The 20246-nt window shown below is 55.0% G+C and carries 13 protein-coding genes, 2 tRNA genes and 1 other RNA gene; 6 read left to right on the top strand and 10 right to left on the bottom strand.

Annotated elements, in window-relative coordinates:
* Window positions 1-244: 244 nt before the first annotated feature.
* The 6 genes from M0R30_RS10515 to M0R30_RS10540 all read right to left on the bottom strand — a co-directional run bounded on the left by M0R30_RS10515 (window position 245) and on the right by M0R30_RS10540 (window position 6925).
* Complete coding sequence (locus tag M0R30_RS10515) at window positions 245-1627, bottom strand: NAD(P)(+) transhydrogenase (Re/Si-specific) subunit beta (protein WP_292546617.1); 1383 nt, start codon at window positions 1625-1627, stop codon at window positions 245-247.
* Window position 1628: 1 nt separating this feature from the next.
* Window positions 1629-1940 (bottom strand): NAD(P) transhydrogenase subunit alpha, encoded by a 312-nt coding sequence (locus tag M0R30_RS10520; protein WP_292546619.1) that lies wholly within the window; start codon window positions 1938-1940, stop codon window positions 1629-1631.
* Window positions 1937-3148, bottom strand: coding sequence for a Re/Si-specific NAD(P)(+) transhydrogenase subunit alpha (locus tag M0R30_RS10525; protein WP_292546622.1), 1212 nt, complete (start codon window positions 3146-3148; stop codon window positions 1937-1939). Before M0R30_RS10525 ends, M0R30_RS10520 begins: the two co-directional genes overlap by 4 nt.
* A gap of 87 nt (window positions 3149-3235) precedes the next feature.
* The gene (gene arcS, locus M0R30_RS10530; RefSeq protein WP_292546624.1) at window positions 3236-4867 is read right to left on the bottom strand and encodes an archaeosine synthase subunit alpha; all 1632 of its coding nucleotides are present in this window, start codon (window positions 4865-4867) and stop codon (window positions 3236-3238) included.
* Window positions 4854-6308 carry a tRNA guanosine(15) transglycosylase TgtA gene (gene tgtA, locus M0R30_RS10535; protein ID WP_292546626.1) on the bottom strand — a complete coding sequence of 485 codons (1455 nt, stop codon included), beginning with the start codon at window positions 6306-6308 and terminating at the stop codon, window positions 4854-4856. Before tgtA ends, arcS begins: the two co-directional genes overlap by 14 nt.
* Window positions 6309-6361: 53 nt before the next feature.
* Entirely contained in the window at window positions 6362-6925 is a 564-nt protein-coding gene (locus tag M0R30_RS10540) for a TIGR00296 family protein (RefSeq protein ID WP_292546627.1), read from the bottom strand.
* A 146-nt stretch (window positions 6926-7071) separates the two neighbouring features.
* Between M0R30_RS10540 and rnpB the strand changes: the two genes are divergently transcribed.
* Window positions 7072-7405: RNase P RNA component (rnpB, locus tag M0R30_RS10545), an RNA gene on the top strand.
* Between the two features lie 151 nt (window positions 7406-7556).
* Entirely contained in the window at window positions 7557-8603 is a 1047-nt protein-coding gene (locus M0R30_RS10550; protein ID WP_292546628.1) for a hypothetical protein, read from the top strand.
* Between the two features lie 7 nt (window positions 8604-8610).
* Here M0R30_RS10550 and M0R30_RS10555 read toward each other — a convergent pair whose 3' ends face one another.
* Both M0R30_RS10555 and M0R30_RS10560 read right to left on the bottom strand, forming a co-directional pair.
* Complete coding sequence (locus tag M0R30_RS10555; RefSeq protein ID WP_292546630.1) at window positions 8611-10041, bottom strand: aldehyde dehydrogenase family protein; 1431 nt, start codon at window positions 10039-10041, stop codon at window positions 8611-8613.
* A gap of 132 nt (window positions 10042-10173) precedes the next feature.
* Window positions 10174-11391: an NADP-dependent malic enzyme gene (locus M0R30_RS10560; protein WP_292546632.1), complete on the bottom strand. Its 1218-nt coding sequence runs from the start codon at window positions 11389-11391 to the stop codon at window positions 10174-10176.
* Window positions 11392-11634: 243 nt separating this feature from the next.
* Here M0R30_RS10560 and M0R30_RS10565 point away from each other — a divergent pair, with 243 nt between their 5' ends.
* From M0R30_RS10565 to M0R30_RS10580, 4 genes are all read left to right on the top strand, one after another.
* The gene (locus tag M0R30_RS10565; RefSeq protein ID WP_292546634.1) at window positions 11635-12162 is read left to right on the top strand and encodes a tryptophan transporter; all 528 of its coding nucleotides are present in this window, start codon (window positions 11635-11637) and stop codon (window positions 12160-12162) included.
* The gene (locus tag M0R30_RS10570) at window positions 12159-13586 is read left to right on the top strand and encodes an ABC transporter ATP-binding protein (RefSeq protein ID WP_292546636.1); all 1428 of its coding nucleotides are present in this window, start codon (window positions 12159-12161) and stop codon (window positions 13584-13586) included. Before M0R30_RS10565 ends, M0R30_RS10570 begins: the two co-directional genes overlap by 4 nt.
* A gap of 2 nt (window positions 13587-13588) precedes the next feature.
* Window positions 13589-14383, top strand: coding sequence for an energy-coupling factor transporter transmembrane component T (locus M0R30_RS10575; protein WP_292546638.1), 795 nt, complete (start codon window positions 13589-13591; stop codon window positions 14381-14383).
* Window positions 14384-15820: 1437 nt separating this feature from the next.
* On the top strand, window positions 15821-16891 hold the full coding sequence (locus M0R30_RS10580) for a type I restriction endonuclease (protein WP_292546640.1): 1071 nt from the start codon (window positions 15821-15823) through the stop codon (window positions 16889-16891).
* Window positions 16892-19311: 2420 nt separating this feature from the next.
* Here the strand turns inward: M0R30_RS10580 and M0R30_RS10585 are convergent.
* Together M0R30_RS10585 and M0R30_RS10590 are read right to left on the bottom strand one after the other, a co-directional pair.
* Window positions 19312-19383, bottom strand: a tRNA-Arg gene (locus tag M0R30_RS10585).
* A gap of 787 nt (window positions 19384-20170) precedes the next feature.
* Window positions 20171-20242 (bottom strand) — tRNA-Arg (locus tag M0R30_RS10590).
* Window positions 20243-20246: the final 4 nt, after the last annotated feature.

The following is a 20246-nucleotide window of genomic DNA, read 5'->3' on the forward strand; positions in this document are numbered from 1 at the left end:
TGTTGAAATTATTCGTGTTGCGTACTCAGCTCAGTGGAATTTATGAGTGTGACCCCCTCTCTCCCCCAAAGGGGGAGGCAGCCCAAGGGGGCAAGCCCCCTTGACCCCTATTTTTGAAAAAAACATATAGATTCTCGTAAGGTCGTGCTCCACGGGGCGAGCCCCGATGAGGCGGCGAGCGCCCGTGGCTCCATCCTAATTCAAATTCTTACTTTTTGCAGCGTTTCTACAGAGCAAAAAAAACCTAGAACTTCTTGACGGCCTGTACGAGCTTCCCGACCGACTCCTGTGCATCGCCATAGAGCATCCGGGTGTTGTCCCGGTAGAACAGGTCGTTCTCGATCCCGGAGAACCCTTTTCCCTGTCCGCGCTTGAGGACGATCACGTTCTTTGCCTGGTCAACATCGAGGATCGGCATACCAAAGAGCGGGCTGCCCTGACGGTGTGCTGCCGGGTTGACGACATCGTTTGCGCCGATCACAAGGACAACATCCGTGCTCGGGAACTCCGGGTTGATCTCGTCCCGGTCGAAGAGGTGGTCGTAGGAGACTCCCGCCTCGGCGAGAAGGACATTCATGTGCCCGGGCATCCGCCCGGCAACCGGGTGGATGGCGAACTTTACCTGGACGTTCTTGCTCTCGAGCAGGTCGGTCAGTTCCTTGACCTTCTGCTGGGCCTGGGCAACTGCCATGCCATAACCGGGGGCAACGACCACGGTGTTCGCGTACGCGAGCAGGACCGCGACGTCATCGGTCTCGATCGACTTCATGCTGCCCTGGATCTCGACGTTCTCTTCCGTTGCGCCGAATGCCCCGAAGAAGACGTTCGTGATCGAACGGTTCATTGCCTTTGCCATGTTGAGCGTGAGCAGCGTACCTGCGGCGCCAACGATGATACCCGCGACCACCATCGCATAGTTGGGGGTTGCAAACGAGAACCCGTCAAGCGCAACCGCAAGGCCGGTGAAGGCGTTGTACATCGAGATCACGACCGGCATGTCGGCCCCGCCGATCGGGAGGGTCATGAGGAGCCCGAACCCGAGCGAGAGGACGAAGAACAGCGGGAGATATACGGAGATGGAGAGCGGGAGCCAGGCCGGCTGCACGATGACGAGAATACCGGAGATGATGGCGAGGACCAGTACCGCCATGTTGATGACCTGCTGGCCGGGGAAGGTGATCGGCCGTGGGCGCATCCAGCCCTGGAGTTTCATGAATGCGATGATGCTCCCCGTGAATGAGATGGCACCGATGAGGCCGCCAATGACCGCAAGGGAACCGGTGGCGGCATGGGTTGTGCCAAGGAGTGCGACGGCCGAGATCCCGGCTGCCGCGCCGCCGCCCATCCCATTGTAAAGCGCGATCATCTGGGGCATGTCGGTCATCGCAACGCGCTTTGCCGCGAGGTAACCGAACCCGCCGCCGATTACGATCGCGATGGCGATCAGGGCAAGGTTGGTGAGGCCGGGGGTGAAGAACGTTGCGAGCGTCGCGATCAACATTGCAGCGCCGGCCCAGACGATCCCGCTCCGGGCAGTGAGCGGGTGGCTCATCCGCTGCATGCCGATGATGAAGAAGAAGACCGTCACGATGTAGACCGGATCGATCAGCCACGAGAGGTCGGTCATTTCAGGCCTCCTTGCCGGGCTTCTTTCCGCTGCGGTCGAACATCTGGAGGATACGCTCCGTGACAACGTAACCTCCGGTCACGTTCGCCGCACCGAGAATGACCGCCACAAAACCGATGGCCTGTTCGAGAGGCGTTGTCGCGAGGCCGAGCGCGACCATTGCACCGACGAGCACGATACCGTGGATGAAGTTCGAGCCGCTCATCAGCGGCGTGTGAAGGATCGCGGGGACCCGGCTGATGACGACATAGCCGGTAAACGCGGCCAGCATCACGATGTAGACAGCAGTCCAGAGCATGGTTGTATCGGTCATGGTTTTCCCCCGGTGATGAGATCGAGCGTTGGTTTATGACGCACCTCTCCCGCGTGGACAAGGAGGCTTGCGACCAGGATCTCATCGGTGAATTCCGTAACAAGGGCTCCATCCTTGTCAACGAGGAGCGACAGGAACGACTGGAGGTTCTTTGCGTACATCTGGCTCGTGTGGAACGGGATCCGGGCCGGGAGGTTCTGCGGCCCGATGATCAGGACGCCGTGCTCCCGGATGGTCTTGCCGGCCCGGGTCAGCTCGCAGTTGCCACCCGATTCGGCAGCCATGTCAATGATGACGGCACCCGGCCGCATCGTTGCGACCGTCTCTTTGGTTACAAGGACAGGGGCCTTCCGCCCCGGGATCGCGGCGGTCGTGATGACAATGTCCGCCCGTGCAACGGCGGCGGAGACCATCTGCTGCTCCTGCGCCTTCTCTTCAGGAGTGAGCTCGCGGGCATAGCCGCCCTGGCCTTCGGCATTGATCTCGAGTTCGAGGAACCTGGCACCGAGGCTCCGGACCTGTTCGCCGGCTGCGCGCCGGACATCGTAGGCCTCGACAAGGGCGCCAAGCCGCTTTGCCGTTGCAATTGCCATGAGACCGGCAACACCGGCACCAAGGATGAGGACGGTTGCCGGCCTGATCGTACCGGCGGCAGTTGTCAGCATCGGGAGGAACTTCGGGCAGTTGTCGGCACCCATAACGGCTGCCACGTACCCGCCGGCAGTTGCCTGCGAGCTAAGTGCATCCATGCTCTGGGCGCGGGTGATCCGCGGTACGAGTTCGAGAGCGAACGCGGTGATCTTCCGGTCGCGCATCCGGGCGATCGCCTCAAGGTTGTTTGCGGGGTTCATGAACCCGATGACGATCGTGCCCTCGGCAAGCTGATCGACATCGGCAACGGTAGGGGGCTGGACCCGGAGGACGATCCGGGCGCCGTCCAGCAGCTCTTTTCGGCCGGACGCGATGGTTGCACCGGCTGCCCTGAAGAGATCGTCGGGATAGTATGCGCCCGTTCCCGCATCATGCTCGACACGGACAGTATAGCCGGACTTCGTGAACTTCTGGACAACTTCCGGCACAGACGCCACGCGCTGTTCACCCGGGGCCTGTTCCTTTGGAACGGCAATCACGATTGGCGTGGCTGCCGGGCCGTTCGGACCGGCCGGAATCGTATTGGTTACATCCTGTGCATTGACGGGGGAGCTCACAATTCCCACCGTCCCTGTCCGGCTCTTTCGCTATGGAACAACCTGTTCACTCCATCGATGATCTGCAATGTATCGTATAGATTGGAACTATAGCTTCTTTATTTTACGCACACGGACGGCAACACCGCGGCGCGAACGCAGCATCTCTCCGGCCGGTAGGGCTGCACGGCCGGTTGCGATGGCCCGCTTACCCACCACCAGGACCTCGTCGCCGTCCCGGATCGCGGGGTCTGCCCCGGTCACGCCGGGGACGAGCACGTCGCCTTCCGGTACGAAATCATCAATGGTTACGCGGTACCCTTCAGCGATCATGGCCCAGCCATCGAACGTGGGGCGGAGGAGACCGGTACCGGTGTCGAGCGAGAAGAACTGGGTATTGCCTTTGCTCCAGAACAACTCGAGGTTACGGCCGCGTGGCATCATTCCTTTTGTGTCTATGTCGACACCAAACTGGCAGGAGAGCATGCCATGCAACCGGTCATCCTTGATCTTGCGCTCACCGGCAAGGCTCGCGTCCAGCGCGTTTAATGCTGCGGGACCTGCCGGGTTCTCCGTGCAGGAATATTCAAGCGTGATGCCGCAGAGCTCGGCGGCCTGGCGGGCAACGGTGAGTGCGCCACCTTCGAGATGCGCGATGATCCGGCGGTAATGGTGGCGCGAGAAGTACCGTGCAAGGATGCCGGAGATGACCGCACATTCCTCAGCATCCCAGTACCCGGTCACCGGGACATCGTAATGGCCTGCGGGGTACACACATTCGAGCTCGCGGGGGACGAGGCCGAGCGGGGAGGTGACGATCAGCTCGTGGGCACGGCCGCCAATTGCTACCTGGAACCGCCGGTGGCTCTGCGAGAGCGAGTAGGGCTTCCTTGCCGAACAGGGAAGGAGAACCGCGACATCACACCGGGGCGGGATGTAGCGCGTCAGGAGCCGTTCGGCGAACCGCTGCACCTCGGCCCGCTGCATGGACTCGCCGGAGTTTGCCCGCATGACACCGCTCCGGGCCACAGGCAGAACCGCTTCCATGAATGAATAATGGCGGTCGAGGTGGCGAAGGATCGCGACCTGGTTTGCATCCATCCGGCAGCGGGACTCAACCAGTTCCCGGAGCTGTGCCTGCTGGATGAAGCGGGTGACGAGCGCAATCTCGTGCCGGAGCGCTTCGCGGTTGTGCCCCAGCAGGTCCCCGGCTTTGCACCCGGGACAGGTGCAGATACCGGCTTCCATGGCATCCGCCGGGAAATCCCCCTCGGGCGTGCAGAACCGGCCCTGTGCTGACCTGAGGTCCACCGCGGTGTAATCGAAGAGTTCGAAGCCGGAATAACAGAGAATTGCGACCGTTGACGGCAGGGCTGATGCGGGAGCATACCACGCGGTGTCGGCGGGTGTCTTCTCCTTGAGACCGACAAGCCAGTCCACATAATTACGGGGGTTGGCAAACGCGGTGTGCCAGTTTGCGGCCATGACACAGTCGCCGCTCTCCGCGGCATTCTCCCGCTGGGGATGGATGATGACCGGGGCGTCCGTAATTACCGGGGGAAATTCCTGTACCAGTTTTGCAGGAGCAGACAGGGGGATATTGATCGACGGGGACTCCGCCAGGGCAGGGAACAGGACATCGGTCTCGGCTGCCGCAGGAAGCTTCACGATCGCGGTGCCGGTCTCAAGCACGCCGGTCCGGGCAAGCCCGTCCCGTTTCCGGATATCAAATCTCGTCATCTGCGGTCTCCATGTCCCCGAGTTCCTGCTGCACGAACGCAGCCCATGCCGGGCCGCACGCGATCACAATCCTGCTCCCCGGGTGGCTGTCGGCAAGGGCCCGTATGCCCCGGCATCCCTGCCGGACCATCGCATCGTCCCATTCCGGGAGCTCGCACGGGCCGATGGGGAAGGTCTCCCTCAGTTCCTGAGGGTACGGCCCGAACGGGGGCTTGAAGGAGAGCGTGTCGTCGTATCCTTCCCGCACCCTGCCATCGATCAGGATGAGGACATTCTTCTTAAGCGGGAGCCGGGCAAGCTGCTGCTGGTATCGCAGGACCTCAGTGCGCCGGCAGCTCTCATCGCCGCGGTAAAAGAACCGGCGTTTCGAGGCCCGGTCATGCTCCGCGATGACCGGGGCATGGTCAAGGAGCGCCCGGTACCCGGAGAGGAGCTGCGGGTGGCCGCGGCACCGCTCGTCCACCAGTTCCCAGAGCGTACCGTCAACGATTGCCTGCCGGACCCGTGAGATCTCGGCGAGTGTTACGTACAGGTTGTGGAGCGCGAGCAGGCGTTCGCGGTCGGGGGCGGCCCTGAGTTCTTCAGCCGTGTGCGACCGGCAGACACTGCAGGCACAGGGGAGGTCCGCAAGTTCCTCGATCCGGTAACTGCCGTGGGAGGTGAGGTACCGCCCGTCCTTTGCATAGAGGGCATAGGCAGCCGAGTCGAACAGGTCGCAACCCATCGCCGTTGCAAGTGCGAACATCGATGGGTGGCCGGCACCGAACAGGTGCACGCAGGCCGAGGGGGAGAGGGTCCGTTTTGCGGCCATCACAACCTTGACGAGCTCGCGGTACCGGTAGGACTCCATGAGGGGGACAACCGCACCGATGGGGCAGAACGAGAAGCCGAGTCCGGTCACTTTCCGTCCCGATAACTCGCGGAGGTCTTCGAAACTCCCGCCCTGTACCGGCCCGGCGATCGGTGCATCGCTGCCAAAAACTTCCTTTGCCTCGGCGAGCCGTTCGAGCGTGATCGCGAGTTCGCGTTCGGTGGTCTCGCGGTCCGCGGCGGGAGAGGTGGGGATATCGAGGGGTACCCAGATGTCACTGCCGATATCGCGCTGGAAGGAGAGCGTCTCCGTGTTGGTGATGGAGACCTGCCCGTACACCGAAAGCTGGAACGAACCGGAGTCGGTCATGATCACCCCGTCAAAATCGAGTACCTTGTGCAGCCCCTCGTCAAGGGCACGGGCCCGGAACTGCCTGCTCTGCGAGAAGATGTAGGCATTGGTGATGAGCGCCTCGACACCCATCTCCTGCATCTCCTTTGGCGAGACGAGCTGGAGGTGGGGGTTGATGACCGGCAGCAGGGCCGGCGTCTTTACGATTTTCTTCCCGACCGCCAGTTTCCCGCAGCGCCCCGCGCAGTCGCTGTACAGACTTTCAAATGCAATAGCCATTCCGCACCGTGATGTCGCTTTATATGGGCTCTCTTCAGGTTAAACGGTTGCCCTCACTTTTTTTCCGAGAAGATCTGCCCTTCAAAGGTGAGGATCTCAACTGTGGGGTAGGTCCAGCACCGGTTGGGGAGGCCGGCCTTCATGCAGGTATGGTCGAGGAAGGTGGTGGCGTCCCAGCCGTACTCGGTGGCCACCTGGGGGAGGAGGAGCCCGCTCGTCCCCATGCCGCGCGCGATGAGCCCGTGCCTGCCGACAATGACGTTGCCGGGACGTTCCGGGGGGTCGCCTTTCAGGGGTTCAGGTACAGTAAGGATCGTGACCTCGACGGTGATCTCCTCCAGTTCCTCCTTCCGCACCGGGGGAAACCGGGGGTCCTCACGCGCAGCTGCTCCTGCGGCATGTTCAATTGCCTTCCCAAGCGGCATCACGGGATACGGGAGCCCGATGCACCCGCGGAGCTCGCCTTTTATATTGAGGGTGACAAAAACGCCGCGCTTTTCATTGAAAACGGGAGTGAGTTTCAGCGCAGGTTTGGGTTTTTTCGCGCAGACATATTCAATGGCGCCGCGTGCGGAGCGGAGCGCCATCTGACCCTCTTCCGGAGTGAGCAATTCCATGGCTGTTCCCTTTCCTGTGACTGTCTATAGTGCATCTTGGATAACAATCTATCGAACCGGGCGGACTGCCCTGCGGGCAACTGCGGATTCCAGAACAGAGAGGTACGGTCGCTGCGCTTATCTCTTCTGCCGGCCCATAGATAAACGAGAGGGAGAGAGCGGCCGACGGTAACTTAAGTGTTGCTGAGGAAAGTCCCCCCACCCACCGGGCACGCAGCCGTACGCAAGTACGGGTGGCGAGAGTCACGGCAATGGCACAGAAACGACACGGCCTGCCAACAGTGATGAAGCGGTTGAGCCGGAAACGGCGAGAAACACAATGTGCGAGTAACCCGCTGAACGTTTACGGGCAGGATACGGTGAAACGGCGAATCCCTGCGGGTGCAAGTCAGAACAGGACCATGGAGCGCTCGGTATCCGTCCGGGTATGACGCAGAGCTGAATGCCGCTAAAACAAAAGGAGGCTTACTCCTCCCACTCGCTTTCTTCTGGCAATTTTCGTTAGTTTTAGTCTTCCTGACAGCAGGTTTTTTCCTTTTCATAAAGGAGTGCATGGAATTCTCTGGACCCGGCTTCAATACAGCAAGCTATTAAATCAGGATTTTCAGAGTACGTGTAGAGGGAGTAAATCGTGGATCATCGTTCTTATTCATGGAAGTCTGCATGCCGGTATCTTATCATCATTGCCTGCATTGCCGTACTGGTCATACCCGTTTCAGCGGTCACCCTGACGCCCGGCTCTTCAACAGCCGGTTCTGCCACCATCTCGAAAGGGGACCCCGTGTACATCCAGGGTGTCGCAACCGGCCACCCCCGCAACGGCCTCCAGGTATGGGAGATCGGTTACAATACCGTGAAAGTATCAACAATCTCTGTCAACGATGATAACACCTATTCGTACGAACTGAAGTCAGCCGATACGCAGAGCCTCGCATCCGGCCAGTACGTCGTGATTGTCCAGCACCCGATGATGAACGGGGAGTTTGACATTATCTATTCCTCCGATACCGGGCAGGTCATCAACCGCCAGATGAATGGCGGGACAGCGATATTCCAGCTGACCCGGAGCGGGAGTCTCCAGAGCACCGATGCTGCATCCGCACTCATGAAGGCGATTAACAGCCAGAACATCGATGATACGTTTGCCTCGTCCTCGTTTTACGTCAGCCAGCCGGATGCACTTATCCATCCCGTTGGCGACCATGTAGTCGGGGATAAATTCACCATCACCGGCTCCACCAACCTCGCCGTTGGCGATAAGCTCCAGGTGGATGTCTATTCATCATCCTTTGCACCGACCAAGAAGAGCGAGAGCGGGGAATATTCGGGTGCCAGCGGCGTAGTGGAGGTGATGCCCGGCAGCGATGGGCGCAACCAGTGGTCGTTTGACATCGATGCATCGACGTTCAGGCCGGATGAGTATATCGTGACGGTCGCAGCCATTATCCAGGATGTCCGGGGTTCATCGACATTCAATATCCTCCCGTCAGTCCCTGCAACAACGCAGGTCGCCGAGACCGCCATGACAACGGGAACGGTTGCTCAACCAACACCTGCATCAGCAATCGCGACCACCCCAACGCAGGTACCGACAACCCTGCATTCTGCCCTGCCACTCTGGGTCAGCGCAGCTGCGGTATTAGGGATAATAATTGTATTGAACAAAAGAAAGAACTGACCCGCTCCTACCAGTTGAGGAACAGGGTCTTGGTCCGGGAATAACTGTCAAGAGCGTGGATCCCGTTCTCCCTGCCGATCCCGCTCTCGTTCATCCCGCCGAAGGGGATTTCCGGCGGGACAGTGAGGTGGCGGTTCACCCATACGATCCCGGCATTGATCTCATCGAATGCCCGTTTTGCGGTATGCAGCCGTGTGGTCCAGACTGAGGCCCCGAGGCCATAGCGGGTACGGTTTGCCTCACGGATTGCCGTATCGAGGTCCGGGACCGGCATCACCGGCAGGACCGGACCGAACACCTCTTCGTTCATAAGCCGGCCAGCCGGGGCCACATCGGCAACAAGGGTCGGCCGGTAGAAGAGACCGCGGTCACAGGGCGCATCGTCCAACCGGCATCCCCCGGTAAGGATCGTCCCTTCCCCGCCATCCCGTGTCGCATCAACCAGCTGCGATATGCGTTCGCGCTGGGCGAAACTGTTCAGGGGGCCCATATCGATACCGGCATCAAGGCCGTTGCCGATCTTCAGTTCTTCGATCCGGCGTTTCAGTTTCTGCGTGAACACCGCAGCAATGGCATCGTGGACGAACAACCGCTTAACCGCCGTGCAGGTCTGCCCCGCATTATAGAACCGGCCCCGGAGCGCCCCAACGACTGCCTTGTCGATATCCGCGTCGTCCATTACGATCATCGGGTCCGAGCCCCCGAGTTCGAGCGTCAGCTGCTTGAGATGAGTCGTCGACAGTTCCCGGATCCTCCGGCCTGTTGCACAGTTCCCGGTAAAGGAGATCTTGCGGATCTGCGGGTGGCGGACAAGGGATTCACCAACAACTTCCCCGGGCCCTGTTACGATATTGAGGACCCCGGCCGGAAGGCCGGATGCCTCAAGGATCTGTCCAAGCCGGATATTTGTCAGGGGTGTTGTTGAAGCCGGTTTGAGGACCATCGTGTTGCCAGCGAGCAAAGCAGGCCCGACCTTCCAGCCCATGATGAGCACCGGCATATTCCAGGGGATGATCGCCCCGCAGATCCCCAGCGGCTCATGCGAAACAAGTGCATCGCCGGAAGTGCCGAGACGGATGAGGTCCCCCGGCCGGGAGGCAGATATCCCGGCATAAAATTCAAGAATATTGGCATATCCCCTGACCTCATCGATGGATTCCCGGAGGGGCTTTCCCTGCTCCATCGTCAGGAGCCGGGCAAGGTCCTTGTGCTGCTCCCGCACCTCCTCTGCCGCATGGAACAGGATGTTACCCCGGTCACGTATCATCTTCTTCTTCCAGCCTGCGGATGCAGCTTCCGCAGCATCCACGGCCCGCCCTACATCATCGGATGAACCGGAGGGTACGCGATCGATCTGCTCACCCGTTGCCGGGTTCGTCACAGCGATCCATGTATCGTCCAGGGAGGCAACATCGGCGCCCCCGATCCTCATCAGCATACTCTGCCTCCTGTCATCGTATCATCCTGCCAGTATAATTCCCCGGAGGGTGTGAAATGCTCCCTGTCACAGGGTAGAATCTATTCCGGTTTACTATTCGGTAATACCTTACAAAATCCCTTCCATCGGTATTCAGGGACGGGCACGGCCGCACCCGCACTGGACTGCTGCATTTGCCACCGCTGATGCAACGGCTTTCGTCACGTCCTTGTCAAGGATATTGGGAAGGATCCGTTCGCGGTGGGGTCTGGGGACACAGCCGGCGATTGCATGTGCAGCGGCAATCTTCATCTCATCAGTGATCCGCGTGGCGCGTGCATCGAGTGCCCCCCGGAATATCCCCGGGAATGCGAGCACGTTGTTGATCTGGTTGGGTAAATCGCTCCGTCCCGTGCCAACAACCGCAGCGCCGGCATGCTTTACTTTATCCGGCATAATCTCAGGTACCGGGTTCGCCATGGCAAAGACAATGGCATCCTGGTTCATCGAGCGTATCATCTTCTCCGTGACAATCCCGGGGCCGGACACCCCGATAAAGACATCCGCCCCGCGCATCGCATCCGCAAGGCTGCCGTCAAGGGCGTTTTTATTCGTCTCTTCAGCGATGATGAACTTGTACTTGTTTTTGTAAAGACCGGGCCTGCCCCGGAAGATCGTTCCCTGCGTGTCGCATACAATGATGTCGTTGACCCGGGTACAGACATCCGGGCTGTAGCCGATGCATTTCAGCATGCGGGTGATGGCATAACCGGCTGCTCCCGCCCCGCTGATCACGATGTTGAGATCACCATATTTTTTACCGGTCACTTTGCAGGCATTCAGGATTGCAGCAAGCACAACAACCGCAGTCCCGTGCTGGTCATCGTGCATGACCGGGATCCCGATGTCCTGCAGGGCATCCTCCACCTCGAAACATTTCGGGGCTGCGATATCCTCAAGGTTGATCCCCCCGAAGACCGGTGCAATGTTCCGCACCTTGTCGACAAAATTCGTTTCATAACTCTCAAAGCAGATCGGGAAGGCATCGACCCCGGCAAATTCCTTGAACAGGATCGCCTTCCCTTCCATGACAGGTATGGCCGCATAACCGCCGATGTTGCCGAGCCCGAGCACGGCGGAACCATCCGTGACGATGGCGATGGTGTTGGCTTTCAGCGTGTATTCATAGGCAAGGGCCTTGTCCTTCACGATCTCCCGGCTGACTTCCGCAACACCCGGGGTATAGGCTACCGAGAGATCGTGTTTTGTCTTTAAGGGGACCTTGGACCGGATGCCAAGCTTCCCCTTGTACTTCGCATGCATGGCAAGCGATTCCTGGTAGATCTCGTTGCTTGCAGATGAGAATGCCATCCGGTTTCCTCTCAGTACGTGTGAGGGATGGGGCAGGCAATGAAGATAGTGGTTGAAACCCGGCCGATACTTATTGTAACAGGAGAAGGAACCTGTCAAGATTATTTCACGATCCATTGCCCACATAAAGGTAAATTTAATACATGTATGGACAGATGTATACATTAAGGTATACAAAAGTCATTACGCGGCGAACAATAACCGCATTCCCCCTGGTACCTGAACATTATGGTTGTGAACCACATGAAGTCAAAAGACATTGCTATTGTCGGAATCCTGCTCGCTATCGGTGCCATCCTCCGGTACTTCCTTGCGATGCTCCACACGCCCTTAACACCGAACATGATCATCGCATTCTATTGTCTTGCGATCATCCTGATCCGGCCAAAGATCCTTGAAGCACTCGGTATCGGCCTTGTTGCCGGTGTCCTCTCGATGCTGATCTCCAGCTCGATGTTCCCACCGGCAAATATCATCAGCGAGCCGATCGGTGCCCTGGTCTGTTTCGTCCTCTATGCGGCACTCCGCGAGCGGACCAAGATTGCTCCTTCCATAACCACCTTTGTCGCAACACTGGCGAGCGGGTTTTCGTTTGCCGCGATCGCGATCATCGCCATCGGCGCGACCTACCTGGCCAAGTACAATGGCGACATGATGGCATTCGTTGCTGTCTTTGTCCCGATCGTTGTCATAACGGCAGTTTTTAATGCAATCGTTGTCCAGTTCCTCTACATCCCTTCCAGCAGGGTGCTTCTTAGAGGACAGGAATGATCGAACTCACTGACGTCAGTTACACATACCCTCACACGGTGCAGCCGGCCCTGCACCGCGTGTCACTTTCTTTGAAAAAAGGCCGGTGTGTGATGGTCACCGGCCCTTCAGGAGCCGGGAAGACTTCGCTCTGCCTTGCAGCATCCGGGATCCTGTACCATGAGTATGGCGGAAAGAAAGAAGGGACCGTAATCGTTGACAAAAAGAACGTATCGGAATACAAATCCCTCTCCGATCTTGCCCAGAACGTAGGGGTTGTCTTTGACGATGCCGAAGCCCAGATGATCTTTACCACCGTTGAGGAAGAACTTTTATCAGCGCTTGAACATCGCGGGCTTTCCGCTGAAGTTATCGAAGAGCGTCTCGACGGGATCATCAGGACAACCTATCTCGACGAGATCCGGGACCGGTCGCCGCACCATCTTTCCGGCGGCCAGAAACAGAGAGTCGCCCTTGCCGCAACACTGGCCCTGGGAAACGATATCCTCATTCTTGATGAGCCGACATCCGAACTTGACGAGCATGCCACACAACGGATTGCAGAGATCCTTGCAGAGCTCAAAAACCAGGGAAAGACGATCCTGCTGGTGGAGCACAAGTACCACCATTTCCGGGATATGGTCGACACGCTCGTCATCCTGGAAAACGGTGCCATTACTGCATCCGGCAACCCGGTCACGGTCCTGGAGGATACACGTATCCGGGGCATGATCTTTCCTGATTTCTCAACCATCCGGAAGGCCGTACCGAAACCTTCGGGGAGCGATCCGGTTATTTCCGTGCAAAATCTCTCCCATTCCTATGGTGATGTACCTGCACTGTCCGGGATCAACCTTACCATCCACCGGGGGGAATTTGTCGCCATCGTGGGGGAGAACGGTTCGGGAAAGACAACACTTGTCAAGCACTTCAACCAGCTCCTTTCCCCAACGGGCGGCGATGTGATCATCAACGGGAGGAATACCAAGGAGTGCAGCATTGCCGATCTCGCGCATCATGTCGGCCTTGTCTTCCAGAACCCGGACCACATGTTCTTTGCCGATACCGTGCTAGAAGAGATCGCGTACGGGGTGAAAAACCTCGATATCGGGAACGGTGACGCAGTCATCGATGCAGCGCTCCGGGATGCCGGTCTTTCTGAAATGGCCGGGCTGTACCCGCGGTGGCTTTCACGGGGGGAGCGGCAGCGACTTGCCATTGCCTGTGTTGTTGCCATGCAGCCGGGTATCATCGTGCTTGATGAGCCGACAACAGGACTTGACGGGTACGAAGCACGTATGGTCATCGACATGCTGAAAAACCTCCAGGAGAAGGGCCACACGATCATCATCATCACCCACAACCGGGAGATCGCAGAACATTGCGCCGACCGCATCATCGTGATGGAGAACGGGCGTATTATTACCGATTCGGAAGGTGCATGACAATGGCAGAGATCCTCCAGTACGTCCACAAGGATGCATTCCTGCACCGGCTCCATCCCTATACCAAGATCTTTTTCATTATCCTCGTTACTGTTATGGCCATCATTGCCACCGATATTCCGTTCCTCATCCTCATGGTAATCGCCCTGCTTGCTTTTGCGGCATACGGCAATGTGCTCTCGGAATCGCTTAACCAGCTGAAGTTGATCCTCGTCATGAGTGTGATCTTCATCCTGATCACGGTCATTACGATGCCCAATGGGGAAACAATCGGATATGTCATCCCGCAGGGTGTTCCGTTGGTCGGCGGCTTAATCCCAATCACCGTTGGAGGACTCATGATAGGCGTCGTCCTCACACTTCGTTTCATGATCCTCATCTTCGCCTTCCAGCTCTTCCTGATATCAACGCAGCCACGGGACATCGTCCACGCAATGGAGAAGATCCGGGTCCCGATTGATTATATCCTGATGTTCATCATTGCGCTCCGGTTTATCCCGACCCTCCAGATCGAGGGGCAGCGCATCCACGAGGCACAACTGGCACGCGGCTTTAACCCGGGGACCGGAGTACTGGGGAAGGTCCGGAGCGTTTCCCCCATCGTCATCCCTCTGGTATCCAACGCATTGCTCCGCTCTAATGTACTCGGGCTGACCATTGACATGCGGGGATACCGGACGGGTAAGAGAACCCACGTCCGCGAACGGGTCTTTGAGAAGCGGGATTATGCGGTGATGACCGTGATGGTCGTTGCCGGGTGCGGGTTCGTTGCGCTCGTTCTGGCCCGGATGGTTTGAAAAGGTCCGGAAATTTTTTCCGGAAGGTATCAGTTTTTTTCTGTACAGATTCTCTAAATTCTTTTGCCGGTTACATTTTGTTTGGAATGTTCCAGCCGCTGAAATATTTGGAAATTTTTTTCGGTTATGAAAATATTTCCGGAACTTCCGGATTAAAAAAATATTGTTTGCAGATTTTTTGCCGGTTACAAATTTTTTTGGCTCTGTAGAAAACCTATGTGGGATAGTGTCAGATAGGGATGGGGCCACGGGCGCTCGGGGTCTGCCGACCCTCGCCCCGTGGAACTTAGCGTATACGAGCCTTGAAAAAAATTGAAATCGGGGGGTCAAGGGAAGGGGGCTTGCCCCCTTGGGTTGCCTCGAAGAATCCATACGGATTCTTCTCATCCTCATGGTCCTGAAGGACCATTCGGACTCCCCCTCTGGGGAGCCTGCGGTTTCCAAAGGGAAGCGGAGGCTTGAGAAGAACCGCAGTTCTTCGATATGAGAGAGGGGGGCACACTCGTAATTCCACTGAGTGTAGTGTGAGAAGGATTTCTACAGGGCAATTTTTTTTAGAGCTTTCCGGGACGCGGGGATTTTATGCATTATTTGCCTGAATGTTTCCAGGATACCGCAGGGGTAGCCTCCTGAAAACTCCTCCGTCGGTGAACACTCCCCATTGGGGGATGCCCCAATCCGGGCATTTTACGGGCTCCGATTGACCACTTTTCCCGGTCCGGATGCCAAAAATGGGGAAATAACCACCGGAATTTACCTGTTTTTTGCCTGTTTTACGTCGGAGAAATGACCTGCGTTTTTAGCCGTGTCCGGTTGGCCGATCGGGTGCCCGGATGAGGTTTTGGACGTCTGGAGGGGGGATCTGATGGCCGGAGGGGCACTATGAGCGTTTAAACGGGGGTGATGGTTTTACGTCGTAGGATTCCGTTTTTTGGGGGGAAAATGTGATGAATAATGGTGGGCGGGTTTGCGGGTCGGGAGCTGAAGGAAATCTTTTCCGGATTGCGATTGATCCGGAAAAAAATTTTTGTTGCGATTGGGATTGCGATGGTAATTTTTTGTCAAAGTTTTATGAAAAATAATTCAGCAGGGTTTTGTTGATTCGGATCTCAATCACGCAGGAAAATTTTTGGCTGGCAAATATTTTTGCGATGCCCCACGCGCAAAAGGTCTGTCGACTTTTCGAAGAACTCTGAAGAATTCTTCTCATGTCTCAACTCTGATGAGTTTCGACATTTGGCTACGCACTTACCTGTTTTCAAACATGATTTAGGATCTTGCCCAGCGAGGTGTCGGCGAGACCCCCGAGCGACCCCCGAAGGGGGTGGGTAAGTTCATAATGATGGAATAATTTGTAAAGATAGTTGATTATCCTTGAATTTTCTGAAAAAAACGCATTTATAAAGAAATAAATATTGGAGATCGCGATTACTTTTCATGGACTTTATCGATGAAATTCGAGCATTTTCAAAGAAAATTCCAGGGCTAACCGAAAAAATTCTTACCGAAGAGGGAACGAAAAACGCTCTTATCATGCCATTTATAAAAATTCTTGGTTATGATGTGTTCAATCCCAATGAAGTAAACCCCGAATATATTGCTGATATTCCTTTGAAAAAAGGAGAGAAGGTAGATTATGCTCTTTTAAAAAATGGGGAGCCTGTTATTCTTATTGAATGCAAATCGATTACTTCCGATTTAAAGAAGGAACATGCAACGCAGTTATATCGCTATTTTACATCGACACCTGCAAAAATTGGTGTTCTGACTAATGGAATTGTGTATCAGTTCTATACCGATTTAGATGCAAAAAATAAAATGGATGTTAAACCGTTTCTTGAAATTGATTTATTAGACATTAAAGAACCTTTAATTGCGGAATTAAAAAAGTTTACAAAACAGGAAATCAATCTCGATGAACTTGAAGATTATGCCTCCAATTTAAAGTATACCCGCGAGATTATCCATATTATTAATAAGGAATTTTCTAATCCATCCGAAGAATTTGTCGTATTTCTCGCGCGGAAAGTATATTCTAAAATGATGACGCAACAGGCAAAAGAAAAATTCACCATAATTACAAAAGAATCTCTCAATCAATTCTTATCAGAGAAGATAAATGAACGGTTAAAAATTGCAATGGAACCTCAGACATCAACACCCCAAAATGATGATAAGGCCCAAACAATTCAAGATGAAGAGACAAATAAAGTTGAAACCACCGAAGAAGAGTATGATGGTTATTATATTATAAGGGCAATCTTAACCGAAGTAATTGACCCATCACTAGTTGTAATGCGCGATTTGCAATCGTATTGTGGAATTTTATACGAAAATAATAATCGGAAGCCAATCTGTCGATTCTATTTTGATGGGAAACAAAAAAAGATCGGTGTTTTCGACAATGAAAAGCGTGAAGAAATAATAATTCCGATTTCGGATTTGAAAGACTTATTCAAATTAGGAGATCATTTTAAAAAAGTCGTAGCTATGTATGCGATAAAATAATTTTAAAAATCCCCTGTTTTTGAAAAGTTTTAATAGTGAAATGGGTTGTCCTGAAAAACGTCGAACGCCCCGGCCCGGAATTTCCCCACCCGATACGATTCTGCCTGCCACGTGAATGATGCTATGGGACTTGTACATTCCATTGAGATCAGACCGTCCGAACGTACGGTTGCGAGACGACACGTGGAAAATTTTCCCGGATATTTTCCAAATAGTCAACGTTTAAATATCCTTCACCCAAACGGAAGCCTGAACATTGTTCAAAAGGATGGTTTTTGTAACATGACAGGATCTGGAAAATCGCCGCTGGGCCGGCTTGTATTGTTCATTATTTGTTTGTCGGTTGCCGGGGCTTTTGTTGCCGGGGTACACTGGTATGCCATAGACCTGCCGTTGCAGGAATCATTGCAGGCACCCTCAAATAGTATCGGGGGCTCTGATGTCAGTGCGTGCATAGCTCAATGCGATGCCCAGGCACAAGAATGCTATCAACGATATGAAACTATCGCGTGTACCGTGCAAAATGGCGTTTGTGTGGATAACTGTTCCGCAGGCGAGTAAGTCCGCGGGGATTTCTTGATATAAATCCCGGCATGCCACGCTGAGCGGGTTCCCCCCTGTGGGTAACGGCCGCCTCCAAGGCTCCCGGCATTACATCCCTTTTTTTATCGCGTCCGGAATTTTTGCTGATGTATCCACTACCTTACCGTGGCACGTCCATACTCTGCATCAATCGTGCAAAGTTCTGCCTGCTCCATTACGGCCGGACCGGATGAACATACGGATTGGAGACGACACATGGAAAATATTTCCGATTATTTTCCAAATAGTCAAGGTTTATAAGCCCTTCACCCGAATCGAAGATTGAACTCTGGTTCGCCAGGATGGTTTTTGTTCCATGTCAGGATCCGTAAAATCGCCGCTGGGCCGGCTTGTATTGTTCATTATTTGTTTGTCGGTTGCCGGGGCTTTTGTTGCCGGGGTGCACTGGTATGCCATAGATCTGCCATTGCAGGAATCATTGCAGGCACCCTCAAACAGTATCGGGGGCTATTACATCGGGCCGTGTCTAGCTCATTGCGAGGTCACGGCACAAGAATGCACTCAAGAAGCTTTCACGTGTACCAGGAACTATGACGTTTGTGTGGAGCGCTGTTTCGCAGTCGGGTAAATCAACGGGGATTTCATGATACCGATCCCGGCATGCCGTGCTGAGCGGGTTCCCGCATGCGGGTAACCCGCCTCCATGGCTCCGTCACTTCCTCCCTTTTTTAAGCATCCGGTTTTTTTACTGTTGTATTCCCAATAACCGGAGCAACCACGATATGGGAATGCACCGATCCGCATTAACAATGCCGGCGTCTTGCCGGGTACAGAAATTTCCGGGATGTTCCCGAGGTTATTCAAAAGTAAGCATGAGCCGGTGCTATCGGTTTTTCAAATGCTGCAGGAAATCCAACCCGAAAAAGATACGCCCCGACCAGATCCTGAACCCGGGTCAAAAGCTCCGGGGGCTTCCAGGATATCCACTACCTTGCCGAGGCACGTTCATACCGGTATCAATCGTGCAAAGTACCCCATTACTAACACCGTGAAGCCCGTAAAACGGTCTCTTCATGAGATGCCCGGTCCGGAATTTCCCCTTACGGTACGATTCTGCCTGCCACGTGAATGATGCTATGGGACTTGTGTATTCCATTGAGATCAGACCGTCCGAACGTACGATCGCGAGACAACACATGGAAAATTTCCCCGGTTATTTTCCAAATAGTCAACGTTTAAATATCCTTCACCCAAACGGAAGCCTGAACATTGTTCAAAAGGATGGTTTTTGTAACATGACAGGATCTGGAAAATCGCCGCTGGGCCGGCTTGTATTGTTCATTATTTGTTTGTCGGTTGCCGGGGCTTTTGTTGCCGGGGTACACTGGTATGCCATAGACCTGCCGTTGCAGGAATCATTGCAGGCACCCTCAAACAGTATCGGGGGCTCCGACGTTTTGGCGTGCATAGCTCAATGCGATGCCCAGGCACAAGAATGCTTTGAACGATATCACAGTAGCGGGTGTACCGTGCAAAATGGTGTTTGTGTGGATAACTGTTCCGCAGGCGAGTAAGTCCGCGGGGATTTCTTGATATAAATCCCGGCATGCCACGCTGAGCGGGTTCCTGCATGCGGGTAACCCGCCTCCATGACTCCGTCATTTCCTCCCTTTTTTAATGATATCCGGATTTTTTGTTGATGTATCCCCACGTACCGGAGCAACTGCGATCAGGAAATGCACTGGTCCCCATTACTAATGCCGGCGTCTTACCGGGTACAGAAATTTCCGAGATGTTTCCGAGGTTATTCAAAAGTTAGCATGAGCCGGTGCTATCGGTTTTTCAATTGCTGCAGGAAATCCAACCCGAAAAAGATACGCCCCGACCGGGACCTGAACCCGGGTCAAAAGCTCCGGAGGCTTCCAGGATATCCATTACCCTACCGAGGCACGTTCATACCCTGCATCAATCATGCACAGTTCTGCCTTCAATGTGGATGATTACCTGAGGCTCAAACGCGCTCCATTACGGCCGGACCGGATGAACACACGGTTTGGAGACGACACATGGAAAATATTTCCGATTATTTTCCAAATAGTCAAGGTTTATAAGCCCTTCACCCGAATCGAAGATTGAACTCTGGTTCGCCAGGAGAGTTTTTGTTCCATGTCAGGATCCGTAAAATCGCCGCTGGGCCGGCTTGTATTGTTCATTATTTGTTTGTCGGTTGCCGGGGCTTTTGTTGCCGGGATACACTGGTATGCCATAGACCTGCCATTGCAGGAATCATTGCAGGCACCCTCAAATAGTATCGGGGGCTCCGACGTTTTGGCGTGCATAGCTCAATGCAATGCCCAGGCACAAGAATGCTATCAACGATTACGCATTATCGAATGTGCCGACCAACATGCCGTTTGTTACAATCGCTGTACTGCGCCGTATCAATGATACCGATCCTGGCATGCCGTACCGAACGGGTTCCCCCCCGTGGGTAACAGCCGCCTCCATGGCTCCCGGCATTACATCCCGTTTTTTATCGGATCAGGCATTTTTGTTGATGTATCCACACTTACCGGAGCAACTACAATCCGGGAATGCACCGATCCCCAGTTATAATACCGGATCCTTGCCGGGTACAATAATCCGCAAGGAATTCCCGAGCGTATTCATAAGTTAGCATGAGCCGGTGCTATCGGTTTTTCAATTGCTGTAGGAAATCCAACCTAAAAAAAGATACGCCCCGGCCGGGACTTGAACCCGGGTCAAAAGATCCGCAATCTTCTAGGATGTCCACTACCCTACCGGGACTGGC

The sequence above is a fragment of the Methanoregula sp. genome, from assembly GCF_023227875.1.
Classification (GTDB): domain Archaea; phylum Halobacteriota; class Methanomicrobia; order Methanomicrobiales; family Methanospirillaceae; genus Methanoregula.

Bases quoted from the DNA above. Each gene is read 5' to 3' on its own strand.
- M0R30_RS10580 (WP_292546640.1), top strand. From the start codon at position 15,821: ATGGACTTTATCGATGAAATTCGAGCATTTTCAAAGAAAATTCCAGGG.
- M0R30_RS10520 (WP_292546619.1), bottom strand. From the start codon at position 1,940: ATGACCGATACAACCATGCTCTGGACTGCTGTCTACATCGTGATGCTG.
- M0R30_RS10570 (WP_292546636.1), top strand. From the start codon at position 12,159: ATGATCGAACTCACTGACGTCAGTTACACATACCCTCACACGGTGCAG.
- tgtA (WP_292546626.1), bottom strand. From the start codon at position 6,308: ATGGCTATTGCATTTGAAAGTCTGTACAGCGACTGCGCGGGGCGCTGC.
- M0R30_RS10515 (WP_292546617.1), bottom strand. From the start codon at position 1,627: ATGACCGACCTCTCGTGGCTGATCGATCCGGTCTACATCGTGACGGTC.
- M0R30_RS10555 (WP_292546630.1), bottom strand. From the start codon at position 10,041: ATGCTGATGAGGATCGGGGGCGCCGATGTTGCCTCCCTGGACGATACA.
- M0R30_RS10560 (WP_292546632.1), bottom strand. From the start codon at position 11,391: ATGGCATTCTCATCTGCAAGCAACGAGATCTACCAGGAATCGCTTGCC.
- M0R30_RS10540 (WP_292546627.1), bottom strand. From the start codon at position 6,925: ATGGAATTGCTCACTCCGGAAGAGGGTCAGATGGCGCTCCGCTCCGCA.
- M0R30_RS10575 (WP_292546638.1), top strand. From the start codon at position 13,589: ATGGCAGAGATCCTCCAGTACGTCCACAAGGATGCATTCCTGCACCGG.
- arcS (WP_292546624.1), bottom strand. From the start codon at position 4,867: ATGACGAGATTTGATATCCGGAAACGGGACGGGCTTGCCCGGACCGGC.
- M0R30_RS10565 (WP_292546634.1), top strand. From the start codon at position 11,635: ATGAAGTCAAAAGACATTGCTATTGTCGGAATCCTGCTCGCTATCGGT.